Raw genomic sequence first — 22,608 nt, 5'->3', positions numbered from 1 at the left:
GCCGCCCCTGCACATAATGATGCTATATTATCATAGAGTAGTATTATAGTGTGTGGATTTGAGAATGTCAAGCGATGCCGCCTGCGGTTTTGCAAAATTCTCTGCGGTGTCAGCTCTCCGCCGTGCCCACGGTGATCTGCCCCGGCCGCAGGACGCCGCTCTCCACCAGTACGGCCAGCAGCTGAGGGCGGCAGAGGCCCGGGGGCATCTGGCCCTCCAGCACCGGCGGCAGCAGCAGCGGCGGCAGAGGCGCCGCCTCATCATACAGCCGCAGCACTGCCGGGTCCCGCCGTCGCAGGTCCGTCCGGGCCGCGAACAGCACCAGCACATCCGCCTCTTCCATCTGCTGCCGGGTGGGGGACAGCAGCAGGGAAACGCCGTACTCCCGCCGCAGCTGATTGGCCAGGGTGTCGCCGCCGTAGGGCACATCCAGCAGCACGTAACGGTTTCCCAGCGCCAGCTCCGTCACGGTCCGCACCAGCTCGCCGGAGAGCTGGTCTCCCGCCACCGCCAGCCGTGCGCTGCCGCCGGAGAGGTTCCGCCCTGCCATGACCGCCCGTGCCAGATCCGCCGCCAGCGCCCGCCGCAGAGGCAGCGTGGACACCGGCGCCACACCGACCTTCTCCAGCTGTTCCCCATAGGCAAACGCCTCCGGCACCACCAGACGGGTGACACCGGCCTTCCGCAGCCGCTTGGCGGCCGTCAGCACCCGCCGCCGCACCAGGGCCTCCGGTGTCCGGGGGCCCCTGGCCACCGACGCCCAGGCCACCCGCAGGTGGAGCAGGGCCCGCGTCTCCAGAACCACGCTCTTTTGCCGGACGCCGCCCGCAGGGGGCGTCCAAGTCATCATACCGATCATAAAATCACTCCCGCCCCATCCTACGGGGCGGGAGCGGTGTTTATGCACTTTTTGAAAGGGTATAGCCGGTGAGATATCCCATCTTGGGCTCTGCGCCGTCGTTCAGTGGATTCACCCGGACGCCGTTCTCCGTCACCTCAAAGTGCAGGTGCGGTCCGGTGGAGTTGCCGGTGGAGCCGGTGATGCCGATCACGTCTCCCTGGTTCACATACTGGCCCACAGACACCTTCCGGCTGGACATGTGGGCATACAGTGTGGTATTGCCGCTGCCGTGGGAGATGACCACATAGTTGCCGTAGGAGCTGCTGTACTGGGACACGATGACCGTGCCGGACTTGGCTGCGTAGATGGAGCTGGTGTAACCCACCCGGCCGATGTCCGTACCCTTGTGGTTGGTGGAGCCGATACCGCCGGGAGAGTTCCGTCCGCCCATGGTGGAGGTGATGTACCGGCTGTTCACCGGCCAGATGTAGCCGCCTGGATTGGACTCTGTGGACTGGCCGTTGGCGGCCTGCTGGGCCACCAGCTGGTCGCTGAGGCGCTGGGCCTCCGCCCACAGGGCGTCCTGCTCCGCCTCCAGATCTGCCAGTGCGGCCTCCGTCTCGTTCTCGTTGGCGGACAGCTGCTGGATGACGGCGTTGGCCTGGCTGCGCTGGGTGTTCAGCTCATTCTCCTTGCTGACCAGCTCCGCCTTGGCAGCCTCGGTCTCAGCCTTGCTGCTCTCCAGCGTGGCCTTCTTCTCCTCGATCTCCGCCTGAAGGGCCTTGAGGTCGTCGATGACGCCCTGGTCGTACTTCATGATCTCGTTGATGGCGTCCAGCCGGCCCAACAGGTCGGTAAAGCTGCTGGCCCGGAACAGCACCGCCCAGTAGCTGACCTCGTCCTGCTTCTCCATCTCTCGGACCCGGCTGCAGAACAGCTCGTACTGGGCCGCCTCTTTTTCCTCAGCCTCTACCAGCTCCGCCTCCGTCTGGGTGATGAGGGCGGCATACCGGTCGATCTGGGCCTGCGTATTGGCGATCTGTGCCTCCGTATTGGCGATCTGCTGGTCCAGCAGCTCTTTCCGGGCCACAGCCTGGCTCTTGTCGTCCGCCAGGGCATCCAGCTTGGCCTGGAGCTCCTTTTTCTCCGCGTCCAGGCCGTTGGCCTCATCCTTCAATTCATTCACGTCCGCCCAGGTGACGGCCGCCGCCGGAGCCAGATTGGCGCCGGTGATAGCCAAGGCCAGCGCCGCTACGAACACGGCGCGGAAGATGCGGTGGAATCGCCTGCCAGCTTTCTTCATGCCCGTCACCTCACACCTGCAAAAATTTCCGGATAGCGGAGAGGCTGCCTCCCACGCCGATCACAATGCCCGCTAGAGCGAACACCGCCGCCACTGGCGCCCAGAGCTCCGAGAAGGGCATCACCTGGATCAGCTGCAGCGTGTCGTTGCTATCCACACCCCGGGCCACTGCCGCATACAGCGCCCACTGGAGGAAGAAGGCGATCACCGCGCCCAGCAGGCCCAGCATGAAGCCCTCATACACAAAGGGCCAGCGGATGAAGCCGTTGGTGGCGCCCACCATCCGCATGATGGCGATCTCCTCCCGCCGGTCAAAGGTGGTGAGCTTGATGGTGTTGGAGATGATGAACACCGACACTACGAACAAGATGGCGATCAGTGCCACGCATACCACCGTGGCTACGTTCCGCACAGTGACAAAACCACCGGCGATCTCCTCGTAGTGGCTGACATCGGAGATGCCGGTGAGGGCCTGCACCGCCTCCACGGTCTCGCTCTGCGCCTCCAGATCCACCAGCTTGATGGCGTAGCGGTCCTCCAGAATCTCCGGGTCCAGGTCCTGGAACAGCTCCTCATCCGGGTACTGGGCCTTGAAGTCCTCCATGGCCTCATCCCTGGAAATGAAGGTGACGGAGGCCACATTGGGAATGGCCTCCAGCCGGGACTTGAGGGCCCGGGCCTGGGTCTCGGTGTAGCTGTCATCCACATAGGCCAGGATCTCATTCTCCTGTTCCAGGGTGGTCAGCAGCTCATTGGCGTTTACCGCCACCAGGGTAAAGGTACCCATAATCAGCAGGCAGGCCACCGTGATGCCGATGGCGGCAAAGGACATGAAGCCGTGGCTGAACATATTGCTCAGTCCCTCGTGGAAAAAATAGCTGAAATCGTGACGTTTAGCCATGGATATGCCCCCCACATAGCCGCCCACGCTGTCGTTGACGACATGGCCGGAATCGATGGTGACCACCCGCTTGCCGAAGCGGTCCACCAGGTCCTTCTCGTGGGTCACCACCACCACGGTGGTGCCCAGCTCGTTGATCTTCACCAGCAGGCTCATCAGCTCCAGGGACCGCTCCGGGTCCAGGTTTCCGGTGGGCTCGTCGGCGATGATGGTGTTGGGGTTGTTCACCAGGGCCCGGGCAATGGCTACCCGCTGCTGCTCGCCGCCGGAGAGCTCCGTGGGATAGCTGTCCGCCTTTTTCCCCAGGCCCACCAGCTCCAGCACATAGGGGATGCGCTTGCGGATCTCCTTGGGGCTGGCGCCCACTGCCCGCATGACAAAGGCCAGGTTGTCATAGACAGTCTTCTTCTCGATCAGCCGGAAATCCTGAAAAATCACTCCCAGAGTGCGGCGCATCAGGGGGATCTGCTTTTCTGAGATGTTGCTGACGGAAAAACCGTTGATCATAATGCGTCCGGCGCAGGGTTCCACCTCGCCGGTCAGCAGCTTGATGATGGTGGACTTGCCGGACCCCGAAGGGCCCACCAGAAACACGAATTCCCCGTCCTCGATCGTCAGGGTAATGCCCTTGATGGCCCGGGTGCCGTTGTCGTACTCCATCTCCACGTCTTTTAATCGAATCATGTCTGTACCTCGTGTTCCCTATTTTATACACGCCGGGCGCGGCCGAAAGGTTCCCCGCCAGTCGACATAATGTAAGAGCTTTTTTCATTATATCTGGTTTTCCGCCGCAATGCAACCGCCTTTTTCAAATCTTCCGATTCCGTTTTCCTCCCCGGCGGTCCGTCTCCGCCGGGCGCGAAAAACCCCGGCCGGAATTCCGGCCGGGGCGCTTGTGTGATCCATCCAGGCTCAGGAGTCGATGCCCCGGGAGGTCAGATATTTCTTGACCATCAGAGCCACCTTGAAGGTAATGGCGTCGTCGAACTCCCGCAGGTCCAGGCCCGTCAGCTTCTTGATCTTCTCCAGCCGGTACACCAGAGTGTTCCGGTGGACGAACAGCTTCCGGGCGGTCTCGGACACGTTCAGGTTGTTCTCAAAGAACTTGTGGATGGTGAAGAGCGTCTCCTTGTCCAGTGCGTCGATGGGGTTCTTTTTGAACACCTCCTGGAGGAACATCTCGCACAGGGTGGTGGGCAGCTGATAGATCAACCGGCCGATGCCCAAATTCTCATAGTTGATGACGTACTTCTCCGTGTCAAAGACCTTGCCCACCTCAATGGCGATCTGTGCCTCCTTATAGCTCTTGGCCAAGTCCCGCAGGTGGGTGGCCACGGTGCCGATGCCCACCACCACCGTGGGCTCCCCGCCGGCGCGGAGGGCCTCCTCAATAGAGGAGGCGATCTTGTTCAGCTCCTTGATGCCGGAGCCCTCCGGCATCTGGCGGATGAGGACCACGTCGCCCTCGCCGATGCTGAGGACGAAATCGTTTTGCCGGTCCGGGAACAGGGACTGGATCACGTCCGTGGGGACAGACTCCCCTTCTTCAGGGTGCGGACCACGAATACGCCCCGGGGCACGTCCGCTGTGACCCGCAGCTCCTTGGCCCGCACATAGATATCCCCCAGCATGATGTTATCGGAGATGATGTCCTTGATGAAGGACCCCCGGTCATGTTTCTCCTCGTAGTAGGATTTGGCTGCATTCAGCGCCACCGTGGCCATGGCGCAAACGGTCTTGCTGATCTCGTTGTCGCCAAAGGCGAAGGCTGCATAGTCAAACTGGGTTCCCCAGCCGTTCAGGGCCTTGAATGTCTTTCCCTCCGACGTGACGATGGCGCCGCCGGCAGCATTGATGGCAGGCACATGCTCCGCCCACCGCTGGCCGATCATCGCCAGTTCGCTGCAGGCGATGACGATGCCCTCACCGTCAATGACGCCAACCGTCCGGTCCGTATTTTCCTTCAGCTGCAGCACCACATTTTGAAAAATTCTTCCAGACATGGTCGTCCTCCTCCTCTAAAATCACACGTGGGGGCGTTGTGCAAATTGTCAATGGATATATTATATCGTTGAATTTGTCAAAATGCAAGATATATTTTCTTTTTTCAACAAAAAAACGGCTTCTTTTTTGGGCAAGATTTGAATTTTCTGATGTGGCCGTTAGAAATTTCGCAGGCTCTCTACCTCATCCTCCGTCAAATATCGGTATGTGCCGGGTTCCAGGGCCGGATCTAGTGGCAAATTGCCCATGCGGACCCGCTTCAGATAGAGGACCGGCTTTCCCCGAGCCGCCAGCATCCGCTTCACCTGATGGAACTTCCCCTCCCGCAGGGTGACCAGCCCCTCGCTGCCCTCCGGCCCGGCGGAGAGGATCTCCAGCCCCGCCGGCAGGCATTCCAGGCCGCCTCCCAGGGTCATGCCTGCCGCAAACGCCCTGCAGTCCTCCTCCGTCAGACAGCCGGCAGTGCGGGCATAGTAGACCTTGTCCACATGATGCTTGGGAGAGAGGATGTCGTGGGCCAGTCCTCCTTCGTTGGTCAGCAGCAGCAATCCCTCCGTATCCTTGTCCAGCCGCCCCACCGGAAACAGTCCCCGCCGCCGGAGCTCCGGCGGCAGCAAGTCCAGCACTGTGGCCCCCCGGCCGTCCTCCGTGGCGGAGAGGACCCCCGCAGGCTTATGAAGCATGATCCAGGTGTAGCGGCGGCAGTGCAGCACGGTCCCGTCCACCATAATCTCCACTGCCTCCGGCACCACCTTGTCCTCCGGAGACCGGGCAGGCACACCGTTCACCAGCACCCGGCCCTGGCGGACCAGGAGCCTCACTTCCCGCCGGGAGTATGTCCCCTCCCCGGCGATGATCTTGTCCAGACGCGCTTTCTCCATGCCGGCCTCCTCCTTGCTGACCTCTGCCTCTTTTTACCGCTTCTCTTCCCCCGGGACGAACACGGCAGACTCTCTTCCGACGGCTTGTTCTGCTTCATCTTATCATAAATCCGGAAAAAAATGAATAGGAAGATGCAGGAGGGATCGATATGCTGATTTGGACCGCGCGGGTTTCCAAGAAGACAAAGGCCGTTGTGGCTGTGATCCTGGCCGGCATCCTGGCGGCCGCCGTCCTGCTGCTGGTGGGCCGCTCCGGTGGCGGTCAGGACGCGGCAGCTTGGCAGCTGACCGGCAATGCCGACCGCATCGCCTATCTGGAGTCCATGGGCTGGCAGGTGGAGGAGGAACCGGTGGAGACGCTGCAGTTTCTGCTGCCGGAGAAACTGGAGGAGCCCTACCTCACCTACAACGAGCTGCAGGATTCCCAGGGCTTCGACCTTTCTGCGTGCTGCGGCAAGCAAGTGGCCCGGTACACCTACACCGTCACCAACTATCCCGGACGGCCGGAGGGTGTCCAGGCCAACCTCTACGTCTGCGAGGGGCAGCCGGTGGCCGGGGATATCCTCTGCGCCGGGGCAGACGGATTCCAGGACACACTGGTCTATCCGGAGCAGGACTGAGCCCGTTCGGAATGGCCTGCGGGCAAAAAAAGAACTGCCGCATTGCGGCAGTTCTTTTTCTTGGCTGAAAAATCAGGCCTCGGTGATCTCGGTAACAGCGCCGGAACCCACAGTGCGGCCACCCTCACGGATAGCGAAACGCAGGCCCTTCTCAATGGCGATGGGGGTAATCAGCTCCACGCTCATCTCGACGTTATCGCCGGGCATGCACATCTCAGTGCCCTCGGGCAGGGTGATGACGCCGGTCACGTCGGTGGTGCGGAAGTAGAACTGAGGACGATAGTTGTTGAAGAAGGGGGTGTGACGGCCGCCCTCGTCCTTGGTCAGGACGTAAACCTGGCCCTTGAACTTGGTGTGGGGATGAATGGAACCGGGCTTCGCCAGAACCTGGCCGCGCTCGATGCCGTTGCGGTCCACGCCACGCAGCAGGGCGCCGATGTTGTCGCCGGCCTCAGCGTAGTCCAGCAGCTTGTGGAACATCTCGATGCCGGTGACGACGGTCTTCTTCTTCTCGTCGGTCAGGCCAACAATCTCGACTTCCTCGCTCAGCTTCAGGACACCACGCTCCACACGGCCGGTAGCCACGGTGCCGCGGCCGGAGATGGTGAACACGTCCTCGACGGGCATCAGGAAAGGCATATCCTCCTTGCGGTCGGGGGTGGGGATATAGTCGTCAACAGCATCCATCAGCTCCTTGATGCAGGCATACTCGGGAGCGGCGGGATCGCTGGACTCGGAAATCAGAGCGTTCAGAGCGGAACCCTTGATGATGGGGATGTCGTCGCCGGGGAACTCATACTTGGAGAGCAGCTCACGGACCTCCATCTCCACCAGCTCCAGCAGCTCGGGGTCGTCGACCTGATCGCACTTGTTCAGGAACACGACGATGGCGGGCACGCCCACCTGACGGGCCAGCAGGATGTGCTCACGAGTCTGAGCCATGGGGCCGTCGGAAGCGGCGATAACCAGGATAGCACCGTCCATCTGGGCAGCGCCGGTAATCATGTTCTTGATATAGTCGGCGTGGCCCGGGCAGTCCACGTGGGCATAGTGACGCTTCTCGGTCTCATACTCCACGTGAGCGGTGTTGATGGTAATGCCGCGCTCCTTCTCCTCGGGGGCCTTGTCGATGGAGTCATAAGCCTCGAACTGAGCCTTGCCCTGCAGAGACAGCCACTTGGTAATGGCGGCAGTCAGCGTGGTCTTGCCATGGTCGACGTGACCAATGGTGCCGATGTTAACATGGGGCTTGGTTCTTTCAAATTTCTGCTTAGCCATTTGAAAATCCTCCTGTCAATTTTCAAAATCTGTTGGGTGCAATGCGGTTTTTCTCAGCATTGCTTATTTTACCGTATAATGGAGGGAAAATCAATCCCTTTTTCCTTACGCCTGGGGCTTATTGCGGGTCTCCACGATCTTATCCCGGATATTCTTCGGGATCTCCACGTAGTGGCTGGGCTCCATGGTGTACTGGCCGCGGCCCTGGGTGCGGGAGCGCAGATCGGTGGCATAGCCGAACATCTCGGCCAGGGGCACGTAGGCGTCGATCTGCTGGGCGCCGGGACGGGCCTCCAGCTGGATGATCTGGCCGCGGCGGCTGTTCAGGTCGCCGATGACATCGCCCATATACTCATCGGGCACGATGACACTGACCTTCATGATGGGCTCCAGCAGCGTGGGATCGGCCTTGCGGCAGGCCTCCTTGAAGGCCATGGAGCCAGCGATCTTGAACGCCATTTCAGAGGAGTCCACCTCATGATAGGAGCCGTCGTACAGGGTGACCTTCACATCCACCACGGGGAAGCCGGCCACCACGCCGGCGTTCATGGCGCCCTGGATACCGGCGTCGACAGCCGGGATATACTCCTTGGGAACGGCGCCGCCCACGATGGCGTTGACAAACTCGTAGCCCTTGCCGGACTCGTTGGGCTCCACGTGGATCTTGACATGGCCGTACTGGCCCTTGCCGCCGGACTGACGGGCATACTTGGTGTCCTGGTCCACGGCCTTCTTGATGGTCTCCTTGTAGGCGACCTGAGGTGCGCCCACGTTGGCCTCCACCTTGAACTCGCGCAGCAGGCGGTCCACGATGATCTCCAGGTGCAGCTCGCCCATGCCGGCGATGATGGTCTGGCCGGTCTCCTCATCCGTGTAGGTCTTGAAGGTGGGATCCTCCTCGGCCAGCTTGATGAGGCCCATGGTCATCTTCTCCTGGCCGGCCTTGGTCTTGGGCTCGATGGCCACGCGGATGACGGGCTCGGGGAACTCCATGGACTCCAGGATGATGGGTGCCTTTTCATCGCACAGGGTGTCGCCGGTGGTGGTGTTCTTCAGACCCACGGCAGCCTCGATATCGCCGGAGAAGACCTCCTCGATATCCTCCCGGTGGTTGGCGTGCATCTGCAGAATCCGGCCGATACGCTCCTTGACGTTCTTGGTGCTGTTCAGCACGGAGGAACCGGTGGTCAGATGGCCGGAATAGACGCGGAAGAAGCTCAGGCGGCCCACATAGGGGTCGGTCATGATCTTGAACGCCAGGGCGGAGAAGGGGGCGTTGTCGTCCGCAGGACGCTCGTCCTCCTCATCAGTCTTGGGGTTCACGCCCTTGATGGGCGGAATGTCCAGGGGAGAGGGCATATAGTCCACGATGGCATCCAGCAGCTTCTGCACGCCCTTGTTGCGGTAAGACGTGCCGCAGGTGACGGGCACCATCTCATTGGCGATCGTGGCCTTGCGGATGGCCGCACGGATCTTGGCCGTGGGAACTTCCTCGCCAGCCAGATATGCCTCCATGATAGACTCGTCCACCATGGACACGGCGTCCATCAGCTTCTCCCGGTACTCGTTTGCCAGGTCCACCATGTCCGCGGGGATGGGCTCCACGCGCATATCCTTGCCCAGATCGTCATAGTAGATGTCCGCGTCCATCTCGATCAGGTCGATGATGCCTTTAAAGGTATCCTCGCTGCCGATGGGGAGCTGGATGGGCACGGCGTTGCACTTCAGGCGCTCCTCAATCATGCGGAGCACGTTGTAGAAGTCGGCGCCCATGATGTCCATCTTGTTGACATAGATCATCCGGGGACCTTGTAGTTATCGGCCTGGCGCCACACAGTCTCAGACTGGGGCTCCACGCCGCCCTTGGCGCACAGCACGGTGACAGAGCCGTCCAGCACGCGCAGGGAGCGCTCCACCTCCACGGTGAAGTCCACGTGGCCCGGAGTGTCGATGATGTTAATCCGGGTGGGCTTGAACTGGTTCTTGGAACCGGACCAGTAGCAGGTGGTGGCGGCGGACGTGATGGTGATGCCGCGCTCCTGCTCCTGGGCCATCCAGTCCATGGTGGCGGTGCCATCATGGGTCTCACCGATCTTATAGTTCACGCCGGTGTAGAACAGGATACGCTCGGTAGTCGTCGTCTTGCCTGCATCGATGTGAGCCATAATGCCGATATTACGGGTATTTTCAAGAGGTGTTTTTCTCGGCATACTGTTTCTCCTAACTTACCAGCGGAAATGGGCGAACGCCTTGTTGGCCTCGGCTGCCTTGTGGACTTCCTCGCGCTTCTTCACGGCGCTGCCGGTGTTGTTGGCGGCGTCCATGAGTTCGCCGGCCAGGCGCTCAGCCATGGTACGCTCGCTGCGGGAACGGGCGTAGGCCGTCAGCCAGCGCAGACCCAGGGTCGTGCGGCGGGCGGGACGGACCTCCATGGGGACCTGATAGGTGGCGCCGCCCACACGGCGGGCCTTGACTTCCAGGCTGGGCATGATATTCTCCATGGCCTGGTTGAACACTTCGATGGGGTCTTTCTCGGTCTTCTCCTTGATCTGGTCGAAGGCACCGTAGACCACCTTCTGGGCCACGCCCTTCTTGCCATCCAGCATGACACTATTGATCAGCCGGGTGACCAGGACGGAGCCGTAAACGGGATCCGGCAGGATCTCTCTCTTGGGAACATTACCTCTTCTGGGCACTATGCTTCCCTCCTTCATAATAATTCTATGATCTCATAGGTACTCAAAAGGCGTATTGCAGCCTTCCGTGGATGCCTGCCAAAGAGGTCGTCCCGGCGGCCCGGAGGCCGCCATCTATATAAACCTATTCGGCAAAGCTCTCAGTTCGCAGACTTACTTCTGCTTGGGCCGCTTGGCACCGTATTTGGAACGAGCCTGCATACGGCCGGAGACGCCCTGGGTATCCAGCGTACCGCGGATGATGTGGTAACGGACACCGGGGAGATCCTTGACACGGCCACCGCGGATCATCACGACGGAGTGCTCCTGCAGGGAGTGGCCCACGCCGGGAATGTAAGCGGTGACTTCGTAGCCGTTGGTCAGACGCACACGGGCGATCTTACGCAGGGCGGAGTTGGGCTTCTTGGGGGTCGCGGTTCTCACGGCGGTGCACACGCCTCTCTTCTGGGGAGAAGGCAGATCGGTGGTCTTGTTCTTCAGGGTGTTCAGACCAAACTGCAGAGCGGGAGAAGTGGACTTGTAGGTAGCCTGTTCTCTTCCTTTACGGACCAGCTGGTTAAAAGTAGGCATTCGGTGTATTTCTCCTTTCTTTCATAATTTCGCTGCCGTGTAACCACGACAGCCCTTATTTTTTACGGAACGCGGTGAAGCTATTCCGAAAAAAACCATTTCTTTATGCGGAGAGGACGGCCACCACGGACGCGCCCACGCTGATCCGGCACGCCTGGCCCAGCTGGGACAGTGTGTAGTCCGTCTCTACGGGGATGCCGGCCTCCGCACAGCTGGCGGCCACCGGCTCGGTGATGGCGGGATCGGCGTCACAGGCGAGATAGACCCGCTTGGCCCGGCCTTCCCGGATCGCCTTGCGGGACTGCTTCACGCCGATGACCTTCTCCTGGGAAGCAAGCTCCGAGATCACGGGAAATTCCTCCTGAAACGCATGGCAAAATCCGCAGAATCCTAATATCCGCGCATTTTTGGATTATACCATGGGGAAACATATCCGTCAAGACATTTTTCGGTAAAAATTTTCCATGATCCGCAGACTTTTGGACGTTTTCCCCATCTCCCGGGCGTGCCGGATACCTGGAGACATCTTAGGAGAACTTCTCCCTGTTTCCGGGCCGTTTCTGGCCGCCGTCCGGATACGGCGCAGTGCGCCTGGGAACAAGGGAGCTTTGATATTTTAAATAAAGGGGGGCGTTGGTCATCCGCTTCTCAGCAGAACCGTTTCAGCCCCGGGCTGCGGGGCGTCTCCTTCACCCCGCCTCCCGATGCCCGGCATCTGAAAAGAGAGCCTGACCGCAAGCGGTCAGGCTCTCTCCCGGTCTTGTGTCTGCGGGATGTCCGGCGAATCACAGCTCTGCGGGAATGGGCTCCGGGGCGGCCTCAACAGGCGCCGGGCCGGGAACCAACTCCTCAGCAAAGGTGTGGTAGGCCGTCAGGCCCGTGCCGGCAGGGATCAGCTTGCCGATGATGACATTCTCCTTCAGGCCCACCAGATGGTCGGCCTTGCCCTTGATGGCGGCCTCCGTCAGGACCTTGGTGGTCTCCTGGAAGGAGGCGGCGGACAGGAAGGAGTCCGTGGCGAGAGATGCCTTCGTGATGCCCATCAGCAGCTGGGTGCCTACGGCGTGGCGCAGAGGCTCGCCGTTCTCCTGCCGCTCACCGGCGGCGTTGCGGCGGTCGATCTCCTCGTTGGCGTCGTCCAGCTCCAGGACGTCCACCATAGAGCCGTCCAGCAGCTTGGTGTCGCCGGCGTCCTCCAGACGGACCTTGCGCATCATCTGGCGGACGATGATCTCGATATGCTTATCGTTGATATCCACTCCCTGCTGGCGGTACACCCGCAGGACCTCTTGGATCAGGTAGTTGTACACGGCGTCAGCGCCGCGGATGCGCAGCACCTCGTGGGGATTCAACGCACCGTAGGTCAGCTGGTGGCCGGCCTCGATCACGTCGCCGTCCTTCACCAGCAGGCCGGTGTGAGGCACCGCGTAGGTGCGGGTGTCCCCGTCAGGTGCGGTGATGACGATGTTCACCAGGCTGCCCTTGCTGGTCTCTTCGAACTTGACCGTGCCGCCGATCTCTGCCAGAGTAGCCATCCGCTTGGGCTTACGGGCCTCAAACAGTTCCTCGACACGGGGAAGACCCTGGGTGATGTCGCCGCCGGCCAGACCGCCGGTGTGGAAGGTACGCATGGTCAGCTGGGTGCCGGGTTCGCCGATGGACTGGGCGGCAATGATGCCGACCGCCTCGCCCGGACCCACAGGCTGCTGGGTGGCCAGGTTCATGCCGTAGCACTTGGCGCACACGCCGCTGTGGGCCTTGCAGGTCAGCACGGTGCGGATCATGACGGTGGGGTGCTCGTCAACCGCCGGGTCGAAGGTGCAGCGGTCGCCGTCGCGGTAGTTGGCCTGGACCCACTTGTGGGTCTCCAGGATCTTGGCGTCGTTCTCGTCCATCATCTTGGTGCTGGACAGCAGCACCTCGCCGGTATCGGCGTCCACCACATCGCCCACCAGGAAACGGCCCCGGAGCCGGTCGGAGAACTTCTCGATCACCTGGCCGTTCTCGCTGATCTCGGAGACCTTGATGCCGTGGGTCACGTGGCAGTCCTCCTCCCGGATGATGACATCCTGGGAGACGTCCACCATGCGGCGGGTCAGGTAACCGGAGTCTGCGGTACGCAGAGCCGTGTCGGCCAGGCCCTTCCGGGCGCCTCTGGAGGAGATGAAGTACTCCAGGGCGGTCAGGCCCTCGCGGTAGTTCGCCTTGATGGGGATCTCGATGGTGCGGCCGGCGGTGTTGGCGATCAGGCCACGCATACCAGCCAGCTGGCGGATCTGCTTCATAGAACCGCGGGCGCCGGAGTCCGCCATCATGAAAATGGGGTTATAGCGGTCCAGGTTCTTCTGCAGGGCGTCAGAGACATCGTTGGTGGTCTTCTCCCACACCTGCACCACCTGCTTGTAGCGCTCGTGCTCGGTCATGAAGCCCATCTTGTACTGGTTCTCAATGTCCAGCACCTTCTGCTCGGAGGCCGCCACCAGCTCGTACTTCTTGGGGGGCACGGTCATATCCGCGATGGAGACCGTGATGGCCGCCAGGGTGGAGTGCTTGTAGCCGGTGGCCTTGATGGCGTCCAGCACCTCAGCGGCCACGGTGAAGCCGTGCTTGTTGATGGTGCGGTCTACGATCTGGCCCAGCTGCTTCTTGCCGCAGGTGAAGGTCACCTCATAGTCGCAGACGTGGGCGGGATCGGTCCGGTCCACAAAGCCCAGGTCCTGAGGGATGTTCTGGTTGAAGATGATACGGCCGGGGGTGGACTCTACCACAGCGGTGTGGCTGACGCCGTCCACGGTCATGGTGCGGCGCACGCCGATGGGGCAGTGGGGCCCAATCACATGGTCGTTGTAGGCCATGAGGGCCTCTTCCTCGCTGGCGTAGAAGTGGAGAGGGCGGTAGGCGGCCTTCTTCTGCCCCTTCTCCAGGGCGTCGTTGGCGGCCACAAAGTCATCCGCGTCCACGATGGAGTGAGCGGTGAGGTTGGTGTCGCCGGCATCCTCGCACCAGATGGTCTCGGCGCCCTTCTCCGCCTTGCCCATGCGGTCCATGGTCAGGTAGTAGGAGCCCAGCACCATGTCCTGGGTAGGCACGGTGACAGGGCCGCCGTCCTGGGGACGCAGCAGGTTGTTGGCGGAGAGCATCAGGATGCGGGCCTCCGCCTGGGCCTCGGCCGACAGGGGCACGTGAATGGCCATCTGGTCGCCGTCGAAGTCCGCGTTGAAGGCGGTGCAGTTCAGGGGGTGCAGCTTCAAGGCCCGGCCGTCCACCAGCACCGGCTCGAAGGCCTGGATGCCCAGACGGTGCAGCGTCGGAGCGCGGTTCAGCATGACGGGGTGGTCCTTGATGATGACATCCAGAGCGTCCCACACCTCGGTGACGCCCTTGTCCACCATCTTCTTGGCGGACTTGATGTTGTTGGCAGTGCCGTCCTCCACCAGCTTTTTCATGATGAAGGGACGGAACAGCTCCACGGCCATCTCCTTGGGCACGCCGCACTGATAGATTTTCAGCTCGGGGCCGACCACGATAACGGAACGGCCGGAGTAGTCCACGCGCTTGCCCAGCAGGTTCTGGCGGAACCGCCCCTGCTTGCCCTTTAACAGATCGCTGAGGGACTTCAGCGCCCGGTTGTTGGCGCCGGTGACGGCGCGGCCCCGGCGGCCGTTGTCGATCAGGGCGTCCACAGCCTCCTGGAGCATCCGCTTCTCATTGCGGACGATGATATCTGGGGCGTTCAGCTGGATCAGCCGCTTCAGTCGGTTGTTCCGGTTGATGACCCGGCGGTACAGGTCGTTCAGGTCGGACGTGGCGAACCGGCCGCCGTCCAGCTGCACCATGGGGCGCAGCTCCGGCGGGATAACAGGCAGCACGTCGATGACCATCCACTCCGGCTTGTTGCCGGACAGACGGAAGGCGTCCACCACCTCCAGCCGCTTGACGATCCGGGCCTTCTTCTGGCCGGAGGCATCCTTCAGCTCTGCGTGGAGCTGGGCGGAGAGGGCCTCCAGGTCCACGTCCTGGAGCAGCTTCTTCACGGCTTCGGCGCCCATGCCGGCCTGGAAGTCGTCCTCATACTTCTCACGGTAATCCCGGTACTCCTTCTCGGAGAGGATCTGATTCTTGGTCAGCGGAGTCTCACCGGGGTCGGTGACGATATAGTTGGCGAAATACAGCACCTTTTCCAGGATCCGGGGGCTGATGTCCAGCAGCAGACCCATCCGGGAGGGGATGCCCTTGAAATACCAGATGTGGGAGACGGGGGTGGCCAGCTCGATGTGGCCCATGCGCTCCCGGCGGACCTTGGCCCGGGTGACTTCGACGCCGCAGCGGTCGCAGATCTTGCCCTTGTAGCGGATCTTCTTGTACTTGCCGCAGTGGCACTCCCAGTCCTTGGTGGGTCCGAAGATGCGCTCGCAGAACAGGCCGTCCCGCTCCGGCTTCAGGGTGCGGTAGTTGATGGTCTCCGGCTTTTTCACCTCGCCATAGGACCAGGCGCGGATCTGCTCCGGAGAGGCCATGCCGATCTTAATCGCGTCAAAGGCAATGTTGTTGCCAGTGTTGTTGTCGATCATCTTGCGATTTCCTCCTTACATGATCCAGAATTGTTGAGTTGACGAACAATACGATCCTGGATCATTCGTCGTCGAAGTCCACGTCGATGTCCGCGCCGGCATCCTCCGGGGCGTCCTCGATGTCAAAGCCGGAATCCTGGAACTCCGCCTCTTCGGAGAAGGCGCGGTGCCGGTCATCGTCGGCGTCCATCCGGGCCAGGTTGAAGGTGTCCATAGCGTCCTCGTCTTCCTTCAGTTCGATGACGTTGCCGTCCTTGTCCAGCACCTGAATGTCCAGGCACAGGGACTGCAGCTCCTTCACCAGCACCTTGAAGGACTCCGGCACACCGGGCTGGGGCACGTTGTGGCCCTTGACGATGGCCTCGTAGGTCCGGACGCGGCCGGTGACGTCGTCAGACTTCACCGTCAGGATCTCCTGCAGGGTATAGGCCGCGCCATAGGCCTCCAGGGCCCAGACTTCCATTTCGCCGAAGCGCTGGCCGCCGAACTGGGCCTTGCCGCCCAGCGGCTGCTGAGTAACCAGGGAGTACGGGCCGGTGGAGCGGGCGTGGATCTTGTCGTCCACCAGATGGTGCAGTTTCAGGAAGTACACGTAGCCCACGGTGACCTTGTTGTCGAAGGGCTCACCGGTGCGGCCATCGTACAGCACGCTCTTGCCCTCAGGATCCAGGCCCGCCTGCTGCAGCAGCTCCTGAATGTCGCTGTAAGACGCGCCGTCGAAGATGGGGGTGGCCACCTTCCAGCCCAGCTTCTGGGCGGCGTAGCCCAGATGGACCTCCAGCACCTGGCCGATGTTCATACGGCTGGGCACGCCCAGGGGGTTCAGCACGATGTCCAGCGGCGTGCCGTCGGGCAGGAAGGGCATATCCTCCTGCGGCAGGACCCGGGACACGACACCCTTGTTGCCGTGGCGGCCTGCCATCTTGTCGCCCACCTGGATCTTCCGGCGCTGGGCGATATACACCCGCACTACCATGTTCACGCCGGGCCCCAGCTCGTCGCCGTTCTCCCGGGTGAAGACCTTGGCGTCCACGATGATGCCGCTCTCGCCGTGGGGGACCTTCAGAGAGGTGTCCCGGACCTCCCGGGCCTTCTCACCGAAGATGGCCCGCAGCAGCCGCTCCTCGGCGGTGAGGTCGGTCTCGCCCTTGGGCGTGACCTTGCCCACCAGGATGTCGCCGGAACGGACCTCTGCGCCGATGCGGATGATGCCGTTCTCGTCCAGATCCTTCAGGGCGTCCTCGCCCACATTGGGGATGTCTCTTGTGATCTCCTCCGGGCCCAGCTTGGTGTCCCGGGCGTCGATCTCGTACTCTTCGATGTGGATGGAGGTATACAGGTCCTCCCGCACCAGACGCTCGTTCAGCAGCACGGCGTCCTCGTAGTTGTAGCCCTCCCAGGTCATGAAGCCAACCAGGATGTTCTGGCCCAGGGCGATCTCGCCCTGCTCAGTGGCGGGGCCGTCCGCCAGGACGGTGGGATCCACGGTCTGGCCGTTCTCGTCGGTGCCCCAGCCGTGAACCCGCTCGCCCACCTCCACGATGGGCCGCTGGTTGATGCAGGTGCCGTGGTTGGACCGGAGGAACTTGGTCAGCTTGTAGTCCTTGACCTCGCCGCTGTCGTACTTGACGGTGATGTGGCGGGCGTCCACAGAGGTCACCACGCCGTCGCCCTCCGCCAGGACAGCGATCTCAGAGTCGATGCAGATCTTGTGCTCCATGCCGGTGCCCACAATGGGCGCGTGGGGACGCAGCAGAGGCACGGCCTGACGCTGCATGTTGGCGCCCATCAGGGCGCGGTTGGCGTCGTCGTTGGGCAGGAAGGGGATCATGGCCGTCGCGATGGAGACCATCATCCGGGGGGACACATCGATGTAGTCCACCCGCTCCTTGTCCACCTCCACGATCTCGTCCCGGTGCCGGGCCGTGATACGGGCGTTGATGAGGCAGCCGTTCTCGTCCAGAGGCTCAGCAGCCTGGCCGACGATGTAGTTGTCCTCCTCGTCGGCGGTCATATAGACAATCTCGTCGGAGACGTGGAAGGTCTCCTTGTCCACCGCCCGGTAGGGCGCCTCAATAAAGCCGTACTCATTGATCCGGGCATAGGTGGCGAGATAAGAGATCAGGCCGATGTTGGGACCTTCAGGGGTCTCGATGGGGCACATGCGGCCGTAATGGCTGTAATGGACGTCGCGGACCTCCATGCTGGCACGCTCGCGGGAGAGGCCGCCGGGGCCCAGGGCGGAAAGACGCCGCTTGTGGGTCAGCTCCGCCAGGGGGTTGGTCTGATCCATGAACTGGCTCAGGGGCTGGAGCCGAAGAACTCCTTGATGGCGGCAGTGACGGGGCGGATGTTGATGAGGCTCTGGGGGGTGACCACATCCAGGTCCTGGATGGTCATGCGCTCCCGGATTACCCGCTCCATCCGGGAAAAGCCGATGCGGAACTGGTTCTGCAGCAGCTCGCCCACGCAGCGCAGGCGGCGGTTGCCCAGGTGGTCGATGTCATCCTTCACGGAGATGCCCCGGGCCAGGCCGTTCATATAGTTGATGGAGGTGAGGATATCATCAATGATGATATGCTTGGGCACCAGATCGGCCCGGTGCAGGCGGATCTGGTCCTTCAGCTCCTCGCCGCTGTACTGGCCCAGCAGCTCCTGCAGCACGTCGAAGCGCACCCGCTCCTTGATACCGCACTCGGCCAGGGGATCGAAGTCCACATAATGGCTCAGGTCGCACATCTTATTGGACATGACCCGCAGGGGCGCTCCCTCCACGTCGATGGTGACCTCTCCCACGCCGACCGTATCCAGCAGGCGGGCATCGTCCTTGGTCAGCAGATGGCCCTCATCAAACAGGAGCTCACCGGTGGCAGGATCTGCCACGGGATAGACCAGCTTGTAGCCGGGGATGCGCTGCCACAGGGACAGCTTCTTGTTGAACTTGTACCGGCCCACGGTGGACAGGTCGTAGCGCCGGGGGTCGAAGAACAGGTTGTGGATCAGGGTCTCGCTGGCCTCCACCGTGGGGGGCTCGCCGGGACGCAGGCGCCGGTAGATCTCCAGCATGGCGTCCTCGTAGTTCTTGCAGGGGTCCTTCTCCAGGGTGGTGACGATGCGGGGATCGTCGCCGAACTGGTCCAGGATCTCCTGGTCCGTCTTCAGGCCCAGGGCCCGGATCAGGCAGGTGATGGGGAGCTTGCGGTTCTTGTCGATGCGGACCCAGAAGACCTCGTTGGCGTCGGTCTCATACTCCAGCCAGGCGCCCCGGTTGGGGATGACAGTGGAGGTGAGGATGGGCAGGTCGGTCTTGATGTCCGTCTCCTTGCCGTAGTACACACCGGGGGACCGGACGATCTGGGAAACCACGACGCGCTCGGCGCCGTTGATAACAAAGGTGCCGGAGTGGGTCATCAGCGGGAAGTCGCCCATGAAGATCTCCTGCTCCTTGATCTCCTCGGTCTCCTTGTTCCGAAGGCGGACCTTCACCTTCAGCGGCGCGGCGTAGGTGGCATCCCGGGCCTTGCACTCCTCCACGTCGTACTTGGGCGCCTCATCCATCTTGTAGTCGATGAAGGTCAGCTCCAGGTTGCCCTGATAGTCCGTGATCGCGCCCACGTCGTTGAACACCTCCCGGAGGCCGGTGTCCAAAAACTCCTGGTAAGACTTCTTCTGGATCTCCAGAAGGTTGGGCATGGGCATGACTTCCTCGTGCCTGGCGAAGTTCTTACGAAGGGTCTTTCCGTAGTACTTGTCTTTGGCCATCTTCTCATTCACCTTTCTTCTGTGCGCCCCGCCCTGTCCTGCCGGGCGCGTGGTTTTTCGGGTGGCGCGGCCAGGAATGATACGCACGGTATCGTTGTTAAAATTCCTGCATCCCGCTCTTGCATTGTTCTGGGAAATATGCTATCGTTATCTCAACGATAAAAAATGGCGGAATATCCTCTGCCATCATATAAGCGTCTTATTTTACCATGGTTTTTTTCCTCTGTCAAGGGGAATTTCGTTGCGGTTGGGGATTTCTTCCAGCCGTTTTTTGTTGCCCTGTGGCGGAAAAAACGCAGAAAAGGGCCCCATCCATCTGGATGGGGTCCTTTTTATGCTCTGGATTACTCGTAGAGCTCTTCGTCGGCGTAGTCGTCGTACTCGGAGCCGAATTTCCGGGCCAGCCGCTTCTTCATACCGCTGTATCCCACGCTGAGGTCATGCCAGCCGCCGATCAGCAGGCAGATAACCGCTGCGAATGCCAGGCTGGCGCCGATGATCTTCAAGACCATGCTTGCCGTTTTGTTCATAATACTCCTCCTGTTTCGGTTCTCTGGCAGTGACCGCCCTGATTTGTGATTTATCATACACCCTCAAACTGTGTTTGACAACTGTTTTATTCTTCAGTCCTTGCGGAATGATCTCTTTTGAGATATTTATGTTGGCTCCTTCTCACCAGTCTCTTCTTCAGGCAGCGTCCTCCGCCAGGCGGCAAACTTTTTCTGTTCCTCCGGGTCCAGAATCCATTTTTGCAGGATCATCATGCGGGAGAGCGGCGCAAGAAAGCTGCCATGCATCGCACAGTTTTTGACAATATAGTCTCGAATATACGCATCCTCTTCCAGCCGGGTCAGCCGCAGCGCGGCAAATCGCTCCTCCACAAGGTTCTGGTCCACTCCCAGAATCTCCGCCGCCTTTTTCATATCCCTCCGAAGCACCATGGAATAGTTCTCATGCGTCCGCTTATACCGGACCCACGCGAAAAAGAGCTTCGCGTCCGTCGTATCCGGAGATTCCGCGTGACATTGCGGACACAGCAGAAAATAATTCTCGGGTTTATCCTCTCCATTCAGGGACTTTTCCAAAATATGGGACCGCTGTAAAAGTGTGTCTCCATTCCAAAGTCCGCTGAGTGTCCGATGTGTCCCCTGTTGATACGGCGGCATCTGACAAGCCCAGCAAAAAATCTCATCAGGAAATTCTGTTATGGAAAGTGCGTCGTCCTCCTTCGTGCACGCGGACACCGGCTTGATTTCAAATTTTTTCGTGATGGCTTTGTCTTTCCAGTAGTCATAAATCCGGAATTTTGAAACTGCCATTTTGGTCAACTCCTCTCCAGCAGCACCACGCTCTCAACATGCCGTGTGGCGGGAAACATGTCCACTGCACAGGCCCGGACGGCCCGGTAACCCAGCTCTCCGAACCGCTTCACGTCCCGGCCCAGCGTGGCGGGGTCGCAGGAGACATACACCACCCGCTCCGGCCCCATGGCCGCGATGGAGCCGATCACCTCCGGCGCCAGCCCTTTCCGGGGCGGGTCCACGGTGATGACGTCCGGCCGCAGGCCCTCCGCCTCCAGCCGTGCGGCTGTCTCAGCCGCGTCGCCGCAGAAGAATTCCGCGTTTTCAATGTGGTTCCGGGCGGCGTTCTCTTTGGCGTCCCGGATGGCCGCCGGCACGATCTCCGCGCCGATGACCCGTCCGGCCCGCTTCGCCAGGCACAGCGTAATGGTGCCGATGCCGCAGTACAGGTCCAGCACCGTCTCCCGCCCCGTCAGGCCGGCATAATCCAGGGCCTTGCCGTACAACGCTTCCGCCTGATCTCGGTTCACCTGGTAAAAGGAGGGCACCGACAACTTGAACTCCAGGCCGCAGAGGGTGTCCATCAGATAGTCCCGCCCCCAGAGGGTGCGGTACTTCTCCCCCAGAATCACGTTGCCCCGCTTCGTGTTGCTGTTCACCAGCACTCCCGCGGTGTGGGGCACGGCGGCGCAGACATAGGCGGCCAGCTCCGGCTCCCGGGGGGCCTGCCTGCCGTTGATTACCACGCAGCAAAGGCTCTCGCCCTTCCGGTTCACCCGGACGTACACATGGCGCACCAGTCCCTTTCCGGTGGCCTCGTCGTAGGCGGGAACCTTGTAGCGCCGCATCCACTCCCCCACCGCCGCGGCGGTTTTGTCCGCCGCCTCGGGCTGGATCAAGCACCGCTTCACCGGCACCACCTGATGGGACCGGGCCCGGTAGAAGCCGATGGCGCCGTCCGCGCCCACGGGGTACTGGCTCTTGTTGCGGTAGTGGAGGGGGTTCTTCGCCCCCAGGATCTCTTCCACCCGGATGTCTGCGCCCCCCAGGCGGGTCAGGGCGTCCTGGACCCGCTGGCGCTTGGCCCACAGCTCCTCGGGGTACGTCAGGTGCTGGAAGTCGCACCCGCCGCACCGGCCGTAATCGGGGCACTCGGGCTGGGCCCGGTCGGGAGAGGGCTTGTGGATCTTCACGATCTCCCCTGCGGCGGCGGTCTTCATCACCTTGGTGATTTTCAGGTCGATGGTTTCCCCCCGGACGGCCTGAGGGACGAACACCACGGCGCCGTCCAGGCGGACGATGCCCAAACCCTCGCTGGAGTAGGATTCCACCGTGCCGGTGTAGATGCGGTTTTCATGAAGTCGATCCATAGATACCTCCGGGGGGTGCGTCCCATTGGACGCTGGAATTTCAGCCATGCTGATGGCTAGGCAGATGCGCCCCCCATTCTCTTTTTGGTCTTACCCAAAAAGAGAACGCGCCGCGCCCGGTGTAAGAGAAAAAGGCGCTTTGGTCGCAACTTTGCACCTCTGGTGCAAAGTTGCTGTACGGGGGTCGGCGTGAGATGGTGCCTGCGGGTCTGCGATGGCTCCCCGACGGGCGCGGCGGGGTGCGGTACAGGCTTGATGGCGGATTCCCGCGGCGCGGGTGCGTCTTGGGTCGGGGTGCAAGGACGCATTTGACCGGCTCCTCTTTCCGCGCGTTCCGCTTCGCTACGCGCTACCCGGGTGGTCGTAGGGGTTTATGCTTTCGGGCGGATGTCCACATCCGCCCGTTGCACCAGTTCCCGCGCGGGACGGCCAGCGGCAGCGAAAAGAGAAGCAGAGACAATGCGATAACCACCCCGACGACCTCCGCACCATCCGCCACGGGACGGCAGT

Annotated in this window: 12 protein-coding genes and 6 pseudogenes; 1 reads left to right on the top strand and 17 read right to left on the bottom strand. The window is 61.5% G+C overall.

Annotated elements, in window-relative coordinates; genetic code table 11:
• Positions 1 to 109 precede the first annotated feature (109 nt).
• The 6 genes and pseudogenes from EIO64_RS16135 to EIO64_RS16110 all read right to left on the bottom strand — a co-directional run bounded on the left by EIO64_RS16135 (position 110) and on the right by EIO64_RS16110 (position 5,930).
• Complete coding sequence (locus EIO64_RS16135; protein WP_119310780.1) at positions 110 to 859, bottom strand: hypothetical protein; 750 nt, start codon at positions 857 to 859, stop codon at positions 110 to 112.
• 40 nt (positions 860 to 899) lie between these two features.
• Positions 900 to 2,144, bottom strand: a complete 1,245-nt coding sequence (locus EIO64_RS16130) for a murein hydrolase activator EnvC family protein (RefSeq protein WP_136891627.1) — start codon at positions 2,142 to 2,144, stop codon at positions 900 to 902.
• 10 nt (positions 2,145 to 2,154) lie between these two features.
• Positions 2,155 to 3,018 (bottom strand): annotated as a pseudogene (gene ftsX, locus EIO64_RS16125) (permease-like cell division protein FtsX); the annotation flags it as partial.
• A gap of 19 nt (positions 3,019 to 3,037) precedes the next feature.
• Positions 3,038 to 3,729: pseudogene (gene ftsE / locus EIO64_RS16120) on the bottom strand (cell division ATP-binding protein FtsE).
• 228 nt (positions 3,730 to 3,957) lie between these two features.
• A pseudogene (locus tag EIO64_RS16115) lies at positions 3,958 to 5,048 on the bottom strand (PucR family transcriptional regulator).
• 159 nt (positions 5,049 to 5,207) lie between these two features.
• On the bottom strand, positions 5,208 to 5,930 hold the full coding sequence (locus EIO64_RS16110) for a pseudouridine synthase (RefSeq protein ID WP_136891625.1): 723 nt from the start codon (positions 5,928 to 5,930) through the stop codon (positions 5,208 to 5,210).
• A 149-nt stretch (positions 5,931 to 6,079) separates the two neighbouring features.
• Here EIO64_RS16110 and EIO64_RS16105 point away from each other — a divergent pair, with 149 nt between their 5' ends.
• The gene (locus EIO64_RS16105; protein ID WP_021750736.1) at positions 6,080 to 6,550 is read left to right on the top strand and encodes a DUF4830 domain-containing protein; all 471 of its coding nucleotides are present in this window, start codon (positions 6,080 to 6,082) and stop codon (positions 6,548 to 6,550) included.
• 72 nt (positions 6,551 to 6,622) lie between these two features.
• Here EIO64_RS16105 and tuf read toward each other — a convergent pair whose 3' ends face one another.
• The 11 genes and pseudogenes from tuf to rlmD all read right to left on the bottom strand — a co-directional run bounded on the left by tuf (position 6,623) and on the right by rlmD (position 22,098).
• Complete coding sequence (tuf, locus tag EIO64_RS16100) at positions 6,623 to 7,828, bottom strand: elongation factor Tu (RefSeq protein WP_021750737.1); 1,206 nt, start codon at positions 7,826 to 7,828, stop codon at positions 6,623 to 6,625.
• A 105-nt stretch (positions 7,829 to 7,933) separates the two neighbouring features.
• A pseudogene (fusA, locus tag EIO64_RS16095) lies at positions 7,934 to 10,038 on the bottom strand (elongation factor G).
• Between the two features lie 15 nt (positions 10,039 to 10,053).
• A complete protein-coding gene (gene rpsG / locus EIO64_RS16090; protein WP_036631091.1) occupies positions 10,054 to 10,524 on the bottom strand; it encodes a 30S ribosomal protein S7 in 471 nt (156 codons plus the stop codon).
• A gap of 153 nt (positions 10,525 to 10,677) precedes the next feature.
• On the bottom strand, positions 10,678 to 11,094 hold the full coding sequence (gene rpsL, locus EIO64_RS16085; protein ID WP_021750740.1) for a 30S ribosomal protein S12: 417 nt from the start codon (positions 11,092 to 11,094) through the stop codon (positions 10,678 to 10,680).
• A gap of 103 nt (positions 11,095 to 11,197) precedes the next feature.
• Complete coding sequence (locus tag EIO64_RS16080) at positions 11,198 to 11,443, bottom strand: ribosomal L7Ae/L30e/S12e/Gadd45 family protein (RefSeq protein WP_025544826.1); 246 nt, start codon at positions 11,441 to 11,443, stop codon at positions 11,198 to 11,200.
• A gap of 436 nt (positions 11,444 to 11,879) precedes the next feature.
• Positions 11,880 to 15,665, bottom strand: a complete 3,786-nt coding sequence (gene rpoC / locus EIO64_RS16075) for a DNA-directed RNA polymerase subunit beta' (RefSeq protein ID WP_021750742.1) — start codon at positions 15,663 to 15,665, stop codon at positions 11,880 to 11,882.
• Positions 15,666 to 15,726: 61 nt separating this feature from the next.
• Positions 15,727 to 19,427: pseudogene (rpoB, locus tag EIO64_RS16070) on the bottom strand (DNA-directed RNA polymerase subunit beta).
• Positions 19,428 to 19,771: 344 nt separating this feature from the next.
• Positions 19,772 to 19,957, bottom strand: a complete 186-nt coding sequence (locus tag EIO64_RS16065; RefSeq protein ID WP_021750746.1) for a hypothetical protein — start codon at positions 19,955 to 19,957, stop codon at positions 19,772 to 19,774.
• Positions 19,958 to 20,083: 126 nt separating this feature from the next.
• Positions 20,084 to 20,368, bottom strand: coding sequence for a hypothetical protein (locus EIO64_RS16060; RefSeq protein WP_136891624.1), 285 nt, complete (start codon positions 20,366 to 20,368; stop codon positions 20,084 to 20,086).
• Positions 20,369 to 20,482: 114 nt separating this feature from the next.
• Positions 20,483 to 20,593: pseudogene (locus tag EIO64_RS19300) on the bottom strand (hypothetical protein); the annotation flags it as partial.
• 158 nt (positions 20,594 to 20,751) lie between these two features.
• Positions 20,752 to 22,098, bottom strand: a complete 1,347-nt coding sequence (gene rlmD / locus EIO64_RS16055; protein ID WP_136891623.1) for a 23S rRNA (uracil(1939)-C(5))-methyltransferase RlmD — start codon at positions 22,096 to 22,098, stop codon at positions 20,752 to 20,754.
• Between the last annotated feature and the right edge of the window lie 510 nt (positions 22,099 to 22,608).

The organism is Dysosmobacter welbionis (assembly GCF_005121165.3).
GTDB classification, from domain to species: Bacteria; Bacillota; Clostridia; order Oscillospirales; family Oscillospiraceae; genus Oscillibacter; species Oscillibacter welbionis.
The sequence above is the reverse complement of the archived record's forward strand: the minus strand, read 5'-3'. Positions and strand labels throughout refer to the sequence as shown.

What these genes read in the sequence shown, in the direction of transcription:
- EIO64_RS16135 (WP_119310780.1), bottom strand. Translation starts at nt 859, where the DNA reads ATGATCGGTATGATGACTTGGACGCCCCCTGCGGGCGGCGTCCGGCAA.
- EIO64_RS16130 (WP_136891627.1), bottom strand. Translation starts at nt 2,144, where the DNA reads ATGAAGAAAGCTGGCAGGCGATTCCACCGCATCTTCCGCGCCGTGTTC.
- EIO64_RS16110 (WP_136891625.1), bottom strand. Translation starts at nt 5,930, where the DNA reads ATGGAGAAAGCGCGTCTGGACAAGATCATCGCCGGGGAGGGGACATAC.
- EIO64_RS16105 (WP_021750736.1), top strand. Translation starts at nt 6,080, where the DNA reads ATGCTGATTTGGACCGCGCGGGTTTCCAAGAAGACAAAGGCCGTTGTG.
- tuf (WP_021750737.1), bottom strand. Translation starts at nt 7,828, where the DNA reads ATGGCTAAGCAGAAATTTGAAAGAACCAAGCCCCATGTTAACATCGGC.
- rpsL (WP_021750740.1), bottom strand. Translation starts at nt 11,094, where the DNA reads ATGCCTACTTTTAACCAGCTGGTCCGTAAAGGAAGAGAACAGGCTACC.
- rpoC (WP_021750742.1), bottom strand. Translation starts at nt 15,665, where the DNA reads ATGATCGACAACAACACTGGCAACAACATTGCCTTTGACGCGATTAAG.
- EIO64_RS16065 (WP_021750746.1), bottom strand. Translation starts at nt 19,957, where the DNA reads ATGAACAAAACGGCAAGCATGGTCTTGAAGATCATCGGCGCCAGCCTG.
- EIO64_RS16060 (WP_136891624.1), bottom strand. Translation starts at nt 20,368, where the DNA reads ATGGTGCTTCGGAGGGATATGAAAAAGGCGGCGGAGATTCTGGGAGTG.
- rlmD (WP_136891623.1), bottom strand. Translation starts at nt 22,098, where the DNA reads ATGGATCGACTTCATGAAAACCGCATCTACACCGGCACGGTGGAATCC.